The organism is Opitutaceae bacterium (genome assembly GCA_015075305.1).
Lineage (GTDB): Bacteria > Verrucomicrobiota > Verrucomicrobiia > Opitutales > Opitutaceae > UBA6669.
Genome location: JABTUS010000011.1, coordinates 1 through 13,208, shown reverse-complemented (window position 1 = coordinate 13,208; position 13,208 = coordinate 1). Strand labels below are relative to the sequence as shown.

The window sequence follows — 13,208 nt, the reverse complement described above, 5'->3', positions numbered from 1 at the left end:
TCATGCACTCGATTCGCACATGTCCTCATGCCTCGCCCAACCATGCCTTTGCCTCAGCAGCCATATGAGTTTGCCATGCTTCTCTCCACTTCGGGCCGTCCGAAAGCGATGAGAATGACGCGTAAACCTACGGATTGTCGATTTCGACGCGAGTATGATCGAATCCACACGCGCGGCAGCATCCGCCAATTTCTTGTCGTGCAAACGCCATTGCATCAAGCGTGCGCTCTTGTCACGACTTGCAGCGATTACATGAGCGTTTCATCCACCCAGAGTTCCGCACAGACCTCCAAGCCACGCAATTTCCTGAAGCTCTTGGCTGCAAATCGCAGCGAGATTGCGGTGAGGATTTTTCGCGCCGGTACTGAATTAGGGATGCGGACTGTGGCCGTTTTTGCGCACGAAGATCGGTTCAGCATCCATCGGTACAAGGCGGATGAGGCATACCTCATTGGAAGAGGAAAGGGCCCGGTGGCCGCGTACCTCGACGTTGAGAGTATTGTCGCGATCGCCAAGGAAAAGGGCGTCAATGCGATTCACCCTGGCTACGGTTTCCTTTCGGAGAATGCCGACTTTGCGAGAGCATGCGAAACCGCTGGGATTGTTTTTGTCGGACCGCGCCCGGAACTGCTCGCAATGATGGGTGACAAGACGGCAGCCCGTGCGCTTGCTCAAAGGATCGGGGTGCCAGTCCTACCGGGCACAAACGCACCAGTCGCAGAACGCTCAGAGGCCCTCAGGATCGCAAAATCGATTGGGTTTCCCCTGATCATCAAGGCTGCGTTTGGCGGTGGAGGGCGTGGCATGCGGGTGGTTAACAAGCCAGCCGATCTCGACAACCTGCTCGACGAAGCCCAGGGCGAGGCCGAACGTGCATTCGGAAATCCCGCCGTCTTTTTGGAGAAATTCATCTCTCGTGCGAAGCACATCGAGGTGCAGGTGCTCGGCGACAAACACGGCAACGTGATACACCTCCATGAACGTGACTGTTCCATTCAGAGACGGCATCAAAAAGTGGTCGAGGTCGCCCCGAGCTACGGTCTGCCGACTGAAGTCATCCGCGAGCTTTGCGATGCTGCCGCGCGAATCGCCAAGGAAATACGCTACGACAATGCTGGAACAATCGAGTTCCTCTACGACCTTGACCGCCACGAGTGGTTCTTCATCGAGATGAACCCCCGTATCCAGGTTGAACACACCGTGACTGAGGTTATCACCGGGCTCGATCTTGTTCGGGCACAGATCCTCATTGCACAGGGGTATTCGCTGCACTCCCCAGAAGTAGGCATGCCCCAGCAATCACAGGTCCCGCGCAATGGCTATGCGATCCAATGCCGCATCACAACTGAAGACCCCGAAAACAAGTTCGTCCCCGATTACGGGCGCATCCTTGCCTATCGCTCGCCTGGCGGTTTCGGCGTCCGTCTTGATGGAGCCATGGGTTTCGCTGGTGCAGTCATCACTCCCTTCTACGACTCCCTTCTCGTAAAGGCGATCGCCAGCGGCCAGAGCTACGAAATCGCAATGAATCGCGCCCGTCGCGCCCTCAGCGAGTTTCGCATCCGGGGCGTCAAGACCAACATTCCGTTCCTGGAGAACGTGATTGCCCACCCGACGTTCAGATCCGGGCAGGCGACGACTTCGCTGATCGATACCACGCCGGAGCTCTTTTCGTTCAAGCCGCGCCGGGATCGGGCCACCAAGCTTCTTACTTTTCTCGGCAATGTCATCGTCAATGGAAACCCGCACGCAAAAGGGTACCGTCCCGAAAAACCCCTTCCCAGCGCGGCCGCACCCTCCTACGATCATTCAGTTTCACCTCCCGACGGAACGCGTCAGAAACTGCTCGAACTCGGCGCCAAGGGCTTTGCGGATTGGACAGTGCGGCAGAAGGCGCTTCTTGTAACAGATACGACTTTTCGGGACGCGCACCAATCGCTGATGGCGACGCGTGTCCGCAGCTATGATCTGCTGGCTTGCGCCAGTGGCGTCGCCCATTTCCTCCCCAATCTATTCTCTCTCGAAATGTGGGGTGGCGCCACCTTCGACACCGCAATGCGGTTTCTCCATGAGGACCCATGGGATCGCCTGCGTGAAATTCGGCGGCGGGTTCCGAACATCTGCCTGCAGATGCTCCTACGGGGAGCCAACGCCGTTGGATACACAAACTACCCCGACCATGTCGTCACGGGCTTCGTGCGCCACGCCGCGGCAGCCGGCATGGATATCTTCCGCATATTCGACTCGCTGAACTATCTCCCCAACCTGCGCGGCGCGATGGAGGCCGTGCGATCCACCCACGCAGTCTGCGAGGCCGCAATCTGCTACACCGGCGACATTCTGAATCCGCGCCGGGACAAGTATTCGTTGTCCTATTACGTCCGTCTCGCCAAGGAGCTCGAGAAGATGGGCGCACACATTCTAGCCATCAAGGACATGGCTGGCCTTTGCCGACCTTATGCGGCGGAGAAGCTGATCCGGACCCTCCGCCAGGAGGTCGGAATTCCGATTCACTTTCACACGCACGACACAAGCGGAACAACCGCCGCGTCCATACTGCGGGCGGCGGACGCAGGTGTGAACGTTGTCGACCTCGCTCTGGCCTCAATGAGCGGAAGCACGGCCCAGCCCAATCTCAATTCAATTGTGGCTGCGCTCCAGAATACACCGCGCGACACCGGGTTGGATCTCGAAAAAGCCAACGCATTTTCCGACTATTGGGAGCAGGTTCGCGAATACTACCGACCCTTCGACACGGCACCGCGCACGGGCTCGGCTGAGGTTTATCTTCACGAAATGCCCGGCGGCCAGTACACCAATCTTAAGGAACAGGCCGCGGCAATGGGCATGTCGCACCGCTGGCCGGAGATTGCCAGAACCTATGCGGAGGTTAACTCCCTCTTTGGCGACATCGTCAAAGTGACCCCGTCCTCCAAGGTGGTTGGTGATCTCGCCCTGTTCCTTTTCTCGCGAGGCATCAATCCTGCCGACATCGTGAATCTCGAACCCGGTTCCATGCCATTTCCCGAAAGCGTGATCGACATGCTTATGGGAGGGCTCGGCTGGCCGGAAGGAGGCTGGCCCGACCCCGTATGGAAGGCCATTCTTGGTGGAGCCCGCTATACGGATGCAAAGGCAAGGTATCAGAATGCGCTCGTTCAGGCCGGCAAACCTTACACCCTGCCGAATGCCGCAACGGCATCCGCGGAATTCGAGAAGATTTCCAGGGATCTCAGTGAGAGATATCGCCGCGAGCTCACTACCGACGAGGTGTATTCTCACCTGATGTATCCCCAGGTTTTCGCTGAGTTCCAGAAACAGCAAAGGGAATTTGGAAATGTCAGCGTGCTTCCAACGCCCGCCTTCTTCTATGGTCTCAAGCCGGGCGAGGAAATCAGCGTTGAGATCGAGGAAGGCAAGGTGCTGATCATCAGACTCGTCAGCATCGGAGATCCGGACAAGGATGGCCGGCGCACGCTAAATTTTGACCTCAACGGTATGTCTCGGGAGGTCAGCATTTCGGACCGATCGGTCGCCGTAAAAGGCAAATCCAAGCCGAAAGCCGACCTTGCTGATCCGCTACAGCTTGCGGCCCCCATTCCTGGCCTGATTGCGGCACTGTCCGTCTCGTTGGGAGCCAAGGTCGCGAAGGGCGACAAACTCCTGATGATGGAGGCAATGAAGATGCAGACAACGGTTTACGCACCTGTCTCAGGTGTTGTCGCTGAGCTCAACGTCAGCGTCGGTGACACCGTCGAGGCCAAGGATCTTCTGATGAAGCTTCGCTCATAGAATTCTGTCTCAATTGATCTGCGCCGAACAGGCGATTGACGGGACCGTCAGCCTGCTGGTCAGCGCAGGTTTCGGGCCTGAATTGCGCAAATGCAATTCGCCTCGTCCTCCGACTCCAGCCATCGGAGATTCAGTTCTGCAAACTCGCGATTCATCGCTTCCTGAAGGCCTCCGACTTCTATCAACAACATGCCATGTGAGGCCAGTCGTTCCGCGGATTGTGCGATCAACTTCCTTATGATCGTCAATCCGTCGGTGCCTCCATCAAGCGCCAGCCGCGGTTCCTTCATGAATTCCAAGGGCAGCCGGTCGCAAAGCCTCGATGGTTCATAGGGGGGGTTGCTGATGATCAAATCATAGCCACCCTTGGGCGGGCCCACCGCATCGAATACATCGCTTTGATGCAAGCGCACTCGTTCGCCGAGACGATGGCTGTCGACGTTTATCCTTGCGACGTCGAGCGCATCCTTGGACACATCGATCCCATCGACCCGGGCTCTTGGAAATTGATGTGCGAGGAGAATCGCCAGACACGCGGATCCTGTGCAGACATCAGCGACAGCTTTCACCCGTTTTGGATCTGGAAACCACTGCTCCAGCGAATGCGGTATGATCTCGAGGAAATAGCTTCGCGGGATGAGCACGCGTTCATCCACGTAGAACCGGTGTTCATTCAGCCATGCCTCCCGCGTGATGTATGCGGGCGGAATCCTGTCGATCACCCGCCGTTCCAACACCGCTCTCAACGCAGTGCGCTGCTGCGGGCCCAGCTGCTTTTTCAGCAGAGAGACAGCGCCGTCGAGCGGCCATGAAAGCGCGTGCAGGAATAGGTAGAGGGATTCGTCATGTGCGGTGGTTGAGATCTGCCCCAGGGCCAGTCCATGGCTGTCATACAATTCGGCCGCGAATTCCAGCCAATCGTTCAACGTCGCAAGCTGTGAGGAAGGGGGGAGTGTTCGCTTCTCCCTGCCATAGTCCGCGCTGACACTGCCACGCACCCGTTCCAAATGACCCCGCCGGGCATCCAACATCGCGGCGTTCGACTTGCTGGCTCTTGCAGGGCGCCTACTGTTTCGCATCATTTCCGGTCAGAACGTGCACATGGTTGCGGATGTGGTCGGGACAATAGCACTGGTCACCCGCGCACTTCGAGCAGTACCTGAAGTCCATTTCTGGATTCGTCAGATTCGTCTTTCCACATACGTAGCACCGATGCCGCACTTGCGGGCCCTGCCGCTCCTCGGCATGGCGGCGCGCTTCAGTCTGAAGTCGCCGCTGGCCCTGCCTGAGCGAGAGCCAAAGGTCACGCCCGATGAATAGGAAGAAATTCAGCAAGGCCGCAGTGATCGCCAGACGCTGTGACGGTCCTCCGACGACGAATTCCCAGATATAGCCTATCCATGCAACCACTGCCAGCCACTTGATCTGAACTGGCAGTACGAAGAACACGTACATCGTGAAGTTCGGGTACATGTGAGCGAATGCGAGAAAGATGACGCCACCCACAAAGAGATTGGATGCAGCCACGTATGGGGTGACGAAAGCCGCCGCCACGGTCAGAAGAAATCCAACAAGCAGGAACAGGTTGTACCTAAGGGCACCCCACGCCTGCTCGAGCGCATTGCCTGTGAAGTACAGGAAGTAAAGGGCAAGGGCGACAAACAGCCAATGACCGCCCGGCGGGTAGCCTACAAATGTGAAGATCCTCCACCACTCACCTCGCAGCACGAGGACGGGATAGAGAACGAGGCGGCCTTCATCAAGGAGGCCCAGCATTGTCGTCAGGTAGACGAAGGCCTGCCCGGCCACTAGGAACAGCGTCAAATGGGGAATCGCATAGGGTGCCAGGCGCTTCTCGAGTCTGCTGAACCAGGACATGACGCGTGACTGTGTCCCCCTATTCAGGTTCGGCGGTGCCTTCCGCCACCCATTGCTGCGCCTCCGGCACCTGCTTGAAAAACTCGCGCAGAGCCGCACTCAGATGTTCGGCATACCGGAAATGAGCTCCCATGCCGGTGCGCAGCTCGGCTTCGTAAATGAACTTGTCCGCATGGGTGCTGTGCTCGAAGGGCGTCTGTGCGCCCAAGAGCAGCGAGTAGACATAGGCGGGTGAGCCCCGTTGCATGAGTTCATGCGTCAATTCGGCTTGATCCTCCAGCAGGCCACTGCATCCCGTGTCCGTCATGTCAGGCGGCAGGTAGAATCCAGCTTGTATCAACGGGGTATAACGATTCCCCGTCCGATGTCGGTTGAGATCGCGCAGCTCTGCCAGAGCGAGGTTGTTCCACGCAAATGAAACACGCATGCGACGTGTTGCGGTTCCCTGATGACCGTAGCGATTGGTGCGGTGTCGAAGCGACTGGTCCACTGACTGATCTTCCGCGAGCCAGGGGGGCGCATCCCGATCAACCTTCACCCAAACCTTGTCCGCGAGTAGCCTCGTGGAAAGTCGTTCAAGCCCCAGGCGCAGACTGGTCTCCAGCTCCTGACGGGATTGCTCTGAATACGATGCATCCGCAAAACTATGCTTCAGCAGCCGCGGAGACTGCTTCATCAGCTCATCGCGAATGAGCCGCGCGGCAAGCCGTGCCTCCGGATGTGGCAATGAGTCCAGATGCTTGACCGTCTGAGCCCACATTCTGGAGCTCTGCACCAGACCGACATTGGTCCGGGTTGCGAAGGGAATGAAGTATCGCGCCCGATCCAGAGCATAGTTCTTCCGGATGCGGTTGATGACACCGGGGGCGGCACCCACCGGAAAGCGCAGGCGTTGCGGCTCCAGCGCTGCCAGCTTGTCCAATCGGGCAAATTCGGTGTGATAATGCTCAAACGCGCGTTTCATGAGCTCGACCCAACGGGGCGTCAAGTCACCGGGAATGCCGAGTTCCTCCGCAGGTGGCAGGTTTGTCGCCTCCATCGTGATGTAGCGGGTTGAGGATTCCTGACCATCGGCCATCTGTGATACTTCAAACAGCTTGTACGCCAGCCACATCGAAACATCATCGATGGCAACAGCCAGGCCGCCTGTCAGCCCGCCTATCGATGCATGGCCGTAGTCGACGAACTTCAGGATGCGATCAATCGAGGCATCCGGGTGGGTCACATCCACCTTCTCAAGTATGGCGGCCAAACCCTCATTGCTTCGCGAGTAGCGCGCAAGCACGGATGCCAGCAGCTCTGGCGTGACTTTCGGCAGGTCAGCCGCGCTTGGAGGAGGAACCAATGCGAGTCCGGTGATGCGCATGCACGTTCAGCAGACATTACGGCCTCGCATCGAGTCAGCCAAAAAAGGCGATCGCACGGGAATCTTTCGATTCACGCCACCCAAGCTCCGAGGGAAACGGAACGGAACCTCGCACCTGCCAGCAGGACGGTCGGCTATCGCGAAGACAGCCACTGAACAAGTCCGCCTTGGTACAATCCCAGAACGACAGAGGCTATCGTAAGAGCCCCGAGGGTCAGGCTGGAAACCAAGCCCACTGGCAGACGCGGTCGTTGCGGAACGATGCCATCACTGCCACGCGGAATCCCCCACGACGGAAAAATCGCCGCCTTGATCCAGCCAAAGTAATAGTAGATCGACACCACCACGCCCGCAATGGCGATCGCGAGCAAAGCGTAGAGGCCAGCGTGAAATGCCGCGATGAAAACGAGAAGCTTGCCGATAAATCCGGCCAGCGGTGGAATGCCTGCCAGCGAACCGAGTCCGATCGCCAGCACCACCGCAAGAAACGGATGTGATTTCACGAGGTCGGCATAATGCTCGAGATCCTGGTCCGCATCATTTTCGCCACAAACATGCGTCATCACCCCAAACACGGCGAATGAGGCGATCAGGTAGGCGAGCAGATAAAAGTAGACCGCGCCAACTGCCGTCGAATCAGAATATGCGGCAATGACACCAATGAGCAGATAGCCGGCATGAGATACACCGGATAGTCCGATCAGGCGCTTGACGTTGTATTGGGTCAGAGCTGCAAGGTTGCCGAAGATGATCGTCGCACCAGCCATGACCGACAGCACCGGTATCACCAGCGCCTTGCACGGAGCGAAAACGCCGGCAAGGACAAGCAGGACAGAAAATCCCGCCGCTTTTGAGCCTACTGCAAGCAGCGCGGTCACCGGTGTTGGCGCACCTTGGTACACGTCCGGTATCCAGATCTGAAACGGGACGCCCCCGATTTTAAAGGCAATCCCCGCAAGAACCAGGACGATGCCAACTTTCGCGAGGAAATTGTCTGGATGATCCGCCAGGAAACGATTGATCGATCCAAACTCCATCGCTCCTGACTCCGCGCCATGGGGAGCCAGCTGCGGATTCCCGGCAACGCCATAAAGAAAAACGATTCCGAAGAGCAGGATCGAGGAGCTCAACGCCCCCATGACGAGATATTTCAGACCCGCTTCCAGCGACAAGGGATTCGAACGGTAATAGCTGACGAGAACATAAAAACCGATTGTGACTGTTTCGAGCGCAACAAAGAGCATCACGAAGTGGTTGCTTTGCACCAGGAGCATGAGCGCTCCCGTCACGACGGTCACGATGTGAAAAAATTCAACACGCGGAACGTTCCTCCCCTTCAGGCTCATCGCACCCAGAATGCACACAAGGATCGAAGTGATCAGGAGAAACACCCGCATGAACTGACCGTGCAGGGTGTGCTTGAGAAGTCCTCCGAAAGTCTCGCTGCCGAAGTAACCGGTGTGAAAACCACCGATCGTGACGACAAGGATCGCGACCTGGCCCAGAATCGCCAACGACGGAATTGCGGTGTGCTGCTTCTTTGGAAGGATGATTTCCAGGATCAGCAGGAGCAGGGCAAGCGATCCCAGAAGGAGCTCAGGCAGGATCGCTCCCCAGGTGTTCTTGGCGGCGGCAGCTTGCAGCAGTTCGAGATTCATCACGGAGAATTCCAGTGGCTTGCGGGGCTTTACTTCCGAGTAATTCCCGCTGGAGGCGATTTCAACGCGGGGTAGATCGCCTCAAGTGAGTCATTGAGCGGGGTTGAAAGCGATTTCGGCCAAAAACCAACCAACAGCAGCATCGCCAGGAGGATCAGCGCTGGAATGCGTTCACTCCAGCGCAAGTCGACGATCGGGACGAATGTCGAAGATTTTTGAAGCGCTTCGGACTGCGGTCCAAAAAACACCCTGGCAGTCGCACGAAGTGCATAGATTGCCGTGATGACAACTCCAGTCACTGCACCAACTGCGGCCCAGGGCGAGAATTTCCAGACAGCAACAAAAATCGTAAGCTCACCCCAGAAATTGGCCATCCCCGGAAGGCCGATTGTCGCCATCGTTGCTGCAACAAAGTACGCGGCGAGAACCGGCGCCTTTTGCGCGAGTCCACCCATGCCACCAAGATCAAAGGTCTGGGTGCGGTGATGAATGCTTGTTACAAGCAGGAACGAAAGAGCCACCGAAAAGCCATGGGCCAGTATCATCAGGATTGCTCCGCCTGCACCTGTGGTGGACACGCAGGCAACTCCAAGAAAGGCATATCCCATGTGCATGACTGATCCGTAGCTGACAACCTGCTTGAGATCGCGCTGCGCCATGGCCACGAAGCCGACCACGAGAATGTTGCAGAGCGCCAGTGCCGTAAGCCAGCCGCTCCAGTGATGGGCTCCAAGAGGAAGGAGAGGCAGCGCTATCTGTACCAGGCCGTACAACCCGAATTTCTTGAGAACCCCTGCATGCAGCATCGCAACGGAGCTTGGCGCCGCTCCGTAACCCAACGGAGCCCAGGTGTGAAAGGGCCACAGGGAAACCAGAATGCCGAAACCGAACATCAGCAGGCCAAAGCCATATTTTTGCGCGCTTGCGGAAAGCGGCATTGTCGCAAGCGCCTGCCGCAACTCGATCAGACTGAAGCTTCCGGCATCGCTCTGCACATACACGGCTATCAAGCCTACCAGCGAAAGCATCGCGCCCAGGGTAAGGTAGATCGTCAGCTTCATCGCTGCGTAATTGCGGTCGCGGCCACCCCAGGTTCCGACCATGATGAATGTCGGAATCAATGCCAGTTCGTGGAAGAAATAGAAGAAGAAGATGTCCACGCTGGCGAACGTACCCATCAGACCGGCGTGCATCACAAGCAGCAGCGCGAGGTATATCTTGAGCCGCTCCGCTCCCGACTGGATCGCATAGAGTCCGGCAGCGAGGCCAACGACTCCCGCGAGCACAAACATGGCGAGTGAAATGCCGTTCAATCCCAGCGTGAGCTTGATGCCCAGTGAGCCAAGCCCGGTGTCATAACTCGCCAGGTACGCAAACCTGTCTCCCAGTCCGGACGGAAACGACACCCATGCATAAATCGCAATCAACGCAGGCACACCAAAGCCGAGATACGCCAGCCTCACCGAATACCGCTTGGGCATCCCGGCAAAAATCGAAGCGGCTACCGCCAGCGGCACGGCTATGGCGAGCAGGAGAAGGTGGTCTAACAACATGTTATCGCGTGTTGCAATTGGTACAGATGAGCAGCTTCAGGTGGGTCGTTGAAATCAAAACCAGCCACCCGCATAGCCCCAGAGAAACACGAGGCCGACCAGAAACCAGTAGGCATAGGCGCTCACGCTGCCCACATGGAGCGAGCGCGTGCCCATTCCCAGGAACCCCACGATTCCGGCGAGGCCGCGAACGAGAAGTCCGGACAGAAAAATCTGCTCAAGGAAATTCAGAAGCATCGCCAGCCGTTGCTGCACTTTCTCGATGTAGTAGCCGTAAATTCCGTCGAACGATTCGTTGAGGAGCTTCAGGCTGGCAAAACTGCCCGGTGAGCGTGCCGCCAGTGCATCGCGATCGGCCGATGGATAATACCGATAGGCGGCGACGGATCCAATCAGAAGAACCGCGATACTGGTGATCAGAATGACGACATGATCCGAACCATGGGCGTGAGGAATCAACGTCTGGTAGTCGCCTGCCAGGCGTCCATAGACGATTCCGTATCCGCCGACAACGGCGAGAATCGCCAGGCCAATCAGTGGAAGTGTCATGCTGAGACCGCCCTCATGCGCATGGCGTGCCTCGTCACTGCGTGGTTCGCCGAGGAAGACGATCTTCCACATGCGAATCATGTAGAACGCGGTCAGCACCGCGGTGACAGCCAGAACCGCAAACACCGCGCGATTGTTGGCAAGAGCGAGATAGAGAATAGCATCCTTCGAGAAGAAACCGGCCAGGCCTGGCATGCCGATGATCGCCAGCACGGCCGTGGTGAACGTGAAAAAGGTGACAGACAATTTCCTCAATCCCCCCATTCGGAAGATATTCTGCTCATGGTGACAGGCATTGATCACCGCACCCGACCCGAGAAAGAGGAGCGCCTTGAAAAAGGCGTGTGTGGTCAGATGAAACATTGCCGCGCCGGCTCCGGCGGCGATCACCATCATGTGGGGCATGCCCTCACCGTGGGCGACATGCAGCGAGCCCAATCCAAATGCGGCCACCATGTAGCCCAGCTGTGAAAGGGTTGAGTAGGCCAGCACCTTCTTGATGTCGCTCTGAACGATCGCACAAAGGGCCGCATACAGGGCGGTGATGGTGCCGATCCACATGACCACAGGCAGCGCCTGCGGAGCCGCCATGAAAAGAGGTTCGATGCGGCACAGCATGAAAATACCGGCAGCCACCATGGTCGCCGCGTGGATCAGGGCTGAAATGGGCGTTGGACCCTCCATTGCATCCGGCAGCCATACCTGCAGAGGCACCTGGGCGGACTTCCCAACGGCACCGCAGAACAGAAGAAGAGGAATCCCAGTTGCCACCACCGAGCCACCCTGCACGGCAGCGCCAATCTCGGTGAGATTGACCGTTCCGAGCGACCAGTAGCACCAGAGGATCCCGAGCATGAATCCGACATCGCCAACGCGATTGGTGATGAATGCCTTCTTGGATGCATCCGCGGCTGACTGACGTTCGTGATAGTGGTTGATGAGAACGTAGGAACTGAAGCCAACCAGCTCCCAGAAAATGAAGATCATGAAGAGATTGTTCGCGAGAACGATCCCCAGCATGGAAAACATGAATAGCGAAAGGCCGCCGAAATACCGCGCCTTCGCCCCGTCGTCCCGCATGTAGCCCAGCGAGAAAACGTGCACCGCCAGTCCCACGATTCCGACAATCGCGAGCATGAGTGCGGACAGGTCGTTGAAGAGGAAGCCGATCGAAAGGGTGAAGCTTCCAACCTCGAGCCAGGGGGCGTTCCAGGAAAAGCGATTTCCCTCCAGCGTGAGCTTCAGGCCGACAACCGCCACCACCGCCGCCGCAGCGACTGAGATGATGGAGGCCATGCGCGCCTGCTTTCTCGACATGAGTGCGATCGCGGTGGCCGACACCAGTGGTGCGACAAGGACAAGTATCGCAAATTGATGCTGTTCCATGGTATCAGGATTTCAACCGATGCGTGGTGACTGCCATGACTGCCGATCAGTTCTTCATCGCGTTCAACTCATTGAGCTGAACCGTTTGCCGCCGGCGGAAAAGGGCGACGATGATCGCCAGGCCAACGGCGACCTCCGCGGCGGCAACCGTGAGGACAAAGAACACAAAGACATTGCCGTCGATCGTCCGGTTGAAGCGCGAGAAGGCAACCAGAGCGATCGTCGCCGCCACGAGCATCAGCTCCAGGCACATGTAAACGATAAGGGTGTTTCTCCGCATGAGAACCCCGAAAAAGCCGATGGCAAACATCAGCACGCTCACCAGGAGGTAATCATTCAGGGTGACATTCATTTGGCATCCTCCGCGCCCTGAAAGCGCTTGCTGAGCACAATCACGCCGAGCATGGCGATCAGAAGAAGGAAACCCACGACTTGCACCGGCAGCAGGTAGGTGGTGAAGAGCTGTGCCGAATAGAACTTGAGCACCGCGCCCACCGCGGGTGCGGCGGCATCGGGCGCAGCACCTGCGAGCTGACCGTGTTTGACAAAGCTCAGCACACCGATCGCAAGAACGGCCGCCGCAACAACGCTGGCCAGCACGGCGGAATGCGAGAGCGGCTTCCTGTCTCCCCCCTTCATGTCGAGCAGCATGATGATGAAAAGAAACAGCGCGACCACCGCGCCCGCGTAGACAAGCACAAGGATTGCGGCCAGCAGGAAAGCATCGAGAAGCACGAAGAGTCCGGCCGTGCCGAGCAGGCTGATCAGGAAAAACATGGCGGAGTTGACCGCGTTCCTGCTCAACACGACCAGCAATGCGGTGCCAAGCACCAGCGCGGACAGGAGATGGAAAAGTATGGAGGACATGAACAGGATGCGGTGGTTCTACTCGTGAATCGGGGACGGCCGGATCAGTCATGCCCGCCGGCCGCGGCCGCCTGCTCGGCTGCTTTCTTTTTGTCCCACTTGAAATGGTCGTCGGGAAGCGTGCCTCCCAATTCATAGAGGCGCTCCTTGTCATTCACC

Annotated in this window: 10 protein-coding genes; 1 reads left to right on the top strand and 9 read right to left on the bottom strand. The window is 57.7% G+C overall.

Annotated features, from left to right (window positions below; all coding sequences use genetic code 11):
- Window positions 1-252 precede the first annotated feature (252 nt).
- A complete protein-coding gene (locus HS122_18595; protein ID MBE7540403.1) occupies window positions 253-3,792 on the top strand; it encodes a pyruvate carboxylase in 3,540 nt (1,179 codons plus the stop codon).
- A 59-nt stretch (window positions 3,793-3,851) separates the two neighbouring features.
- On the opposite strand, the gene prmB is transcribed toward HS122_18595, so the two are convergent.
- The 9 genes from prmB to HS122_18550 form a co-directional block, all read right to left on the bottom strand.
- On the bottom strand, window positions 3,852-4,823 hold the full coding sequence (prmB, locus tag HS122_18590) for a 50S ribosomal protein L3 N(5)-glutamine methyltransferase (GenBank protein ID MBE7540402.1): 972 nt from the start codon (window positions 4,821-4,823) through the stop codon (window positions 3,852-3,854).
- Between the two features lie 34 nt (window positions 4,824-4,857).
- Window positions 4,858-5,670, bottom strand: coding sequence for a hypothetical protein (locus tag HS122_18585; GenBank protein ID MBE7540401.1), 813 nt, complete (start codon window positions 5,668-5,670; stop codon window positions 4,858-4,860).
- 19 nt (window positions 5,671-5,689) lie between these two features.
- Complete coding sequence (locus HS122_18580) at window positions 5,690-7,036, bottom strand: FAD-dependent thymidylate synthase (GenBank protein ID MBE7540400.1); 1,347 nt, start codon at window positions 7,034-7,036, stop codon at window positions 5,690-5,692.
- A gap of 134 nt (window positions 7,037-7,170) precedes the next feature.
- Complete coding sequence (locus tag HS122_18575) at window positions 7,171-8,694, bottom strand: NADH-quinone oxidoreductase subunit N (GenBank protein ID MBE7540399.1); 1,524 nt, start codon at window positions 8,692-8,694, stop codon at window positions 7,171-7,173.
- 29 nt (window positions 8,695-8,723) lie between these two features.
- The gene (locus tag HS122_18570; protein ID MBE7540398.1) at window positions 8,724-10,247 is read right to left on the bottom strand and encodes an NADH-quinone oxidoreductase subunit M; all 1,524 of its coding nucleotides are present in this window, start codon (window positions 10,245-10,247) and stop codon (window positions 8,724-8,726) included.
- A gap of 54 nt (window positions 10,248-10,301) precedes the next feature.
- The gene (nuoL, locus tag HS122_18565) at window positions 10,302-12,182 is read right to left on the bottom strand and encodes an NADH-quinone oxidoreductase subunit L (GenBank protein ID MBE7540397.1); all 1,881 of its coding nucleotides are present in this window, start codon (window positions 12,180-12,182) and stop codon (window positions 10,302-10,304) included.
- Window positions 12,183-12,228: 46 nt separating this feature from the next.
- Window positions 12,229-12,534 (bottom strand): NADH-quinone oxidoreductase subunit NuoK, encoded by a 306-nt coding sequence (nuoK, locus tag HS122_18560; protein ID MBE7540396.1) that lies wholly within the window; start codon window positions 12,532-12,534, stop codon window positions 12,229-12,231.
- Window positions 12,531-13,049 (bottom strand): NADH-quinone oxidoreductase subunit J, encoded by a 519-nt coding sequence (locus HS122_18555; protein ID MBE7540395.1) that lies wholly within the window; start codon window positions 13,047-13,049, stop codon window positions 12,531-12,533. Before HS122_18555 ends, nuoK begins: the two co-directional genes overlap by 4 nt.
- Window positions 13,050-13,093: 44 nt before the next feature.
- Window positions 13,094-13,208 (bottom strand): NADH-quinone oxidoreductase subunit D (locus HS122_18550; GenBank protein ID MBE7540394.1); only part of this gene is annotated, 115 nt, incomplete at its 5' end.

What these genes read in the sequence shown, in the direction of transcription:
- HS122_18580 (MBE7540400.1), bottom strand. Translation starts at nt 7,036, where the DNA reads ATGCGCATCACCGGACTCGCATTGGTTCCTCCTCCAAGCGCGGCTGAC.
- HS122_18585 (MBE7540401.1), bottom strand. Translation starts at nt 5,670, where the DNA reads ATGTCCTGGTTCAGCAGACTCGAGAAGCGCCTGGCACCCTATGCGATT.
- nuoL (MBE7540397.1), bottom strand. Translation starts at nt 12,182, where the DNA reads ATGGAACAGCATCAATTTGCGATACTTGTCCTTGTCGCACCACTGGTG.
- nuoK (MBE7540396.1), bottom strand. Translation starts at nt 12,534, where the DNA reads ATGAATGTCACCCTGAATGATTACCTCCTGGTGAGCGTGCTGATGTTT.
- HS122_18575 (MBE7540399.1), bottom strand. Translation starts at nt 8,694, where the DNA reads ATGAATCTCGAACTGCTGCAAGCTGCCGCCGCCAAGAACACCTGGGGA.
- HS122_18570 (MBE7540398.1), bottom strand. Translation starts at nt 10,247, where the DNA reads ATGTTGTTAGACCACCTTCTCCTGCTCGCCATAGCCGTGCCGCTGGCG.
- prmB (MBE7540402.1), bottom strand. Translation starts at nt 4,823, where the DNA reads ATGTTGGATGCCCGGCGGGGTCATTTGGAACGGGTGCGTGGCAGTGTC.
- HS122_18555 (MBE7540395.1), bottom strand. Translation starts at nt 13,049, where the DNA reads ATGTCCTCCATACTTTTCCATCTCCTGTCCGCGCTGGTGCTTGGCACC.
- HS122_18595 (MBE7540403.1), top strand. Translation starts at nt 253, where the DNA reads ATGAGCGTTTCATCCACCCAGAGTTCCGCACAGACCTCCAAGCCACGC.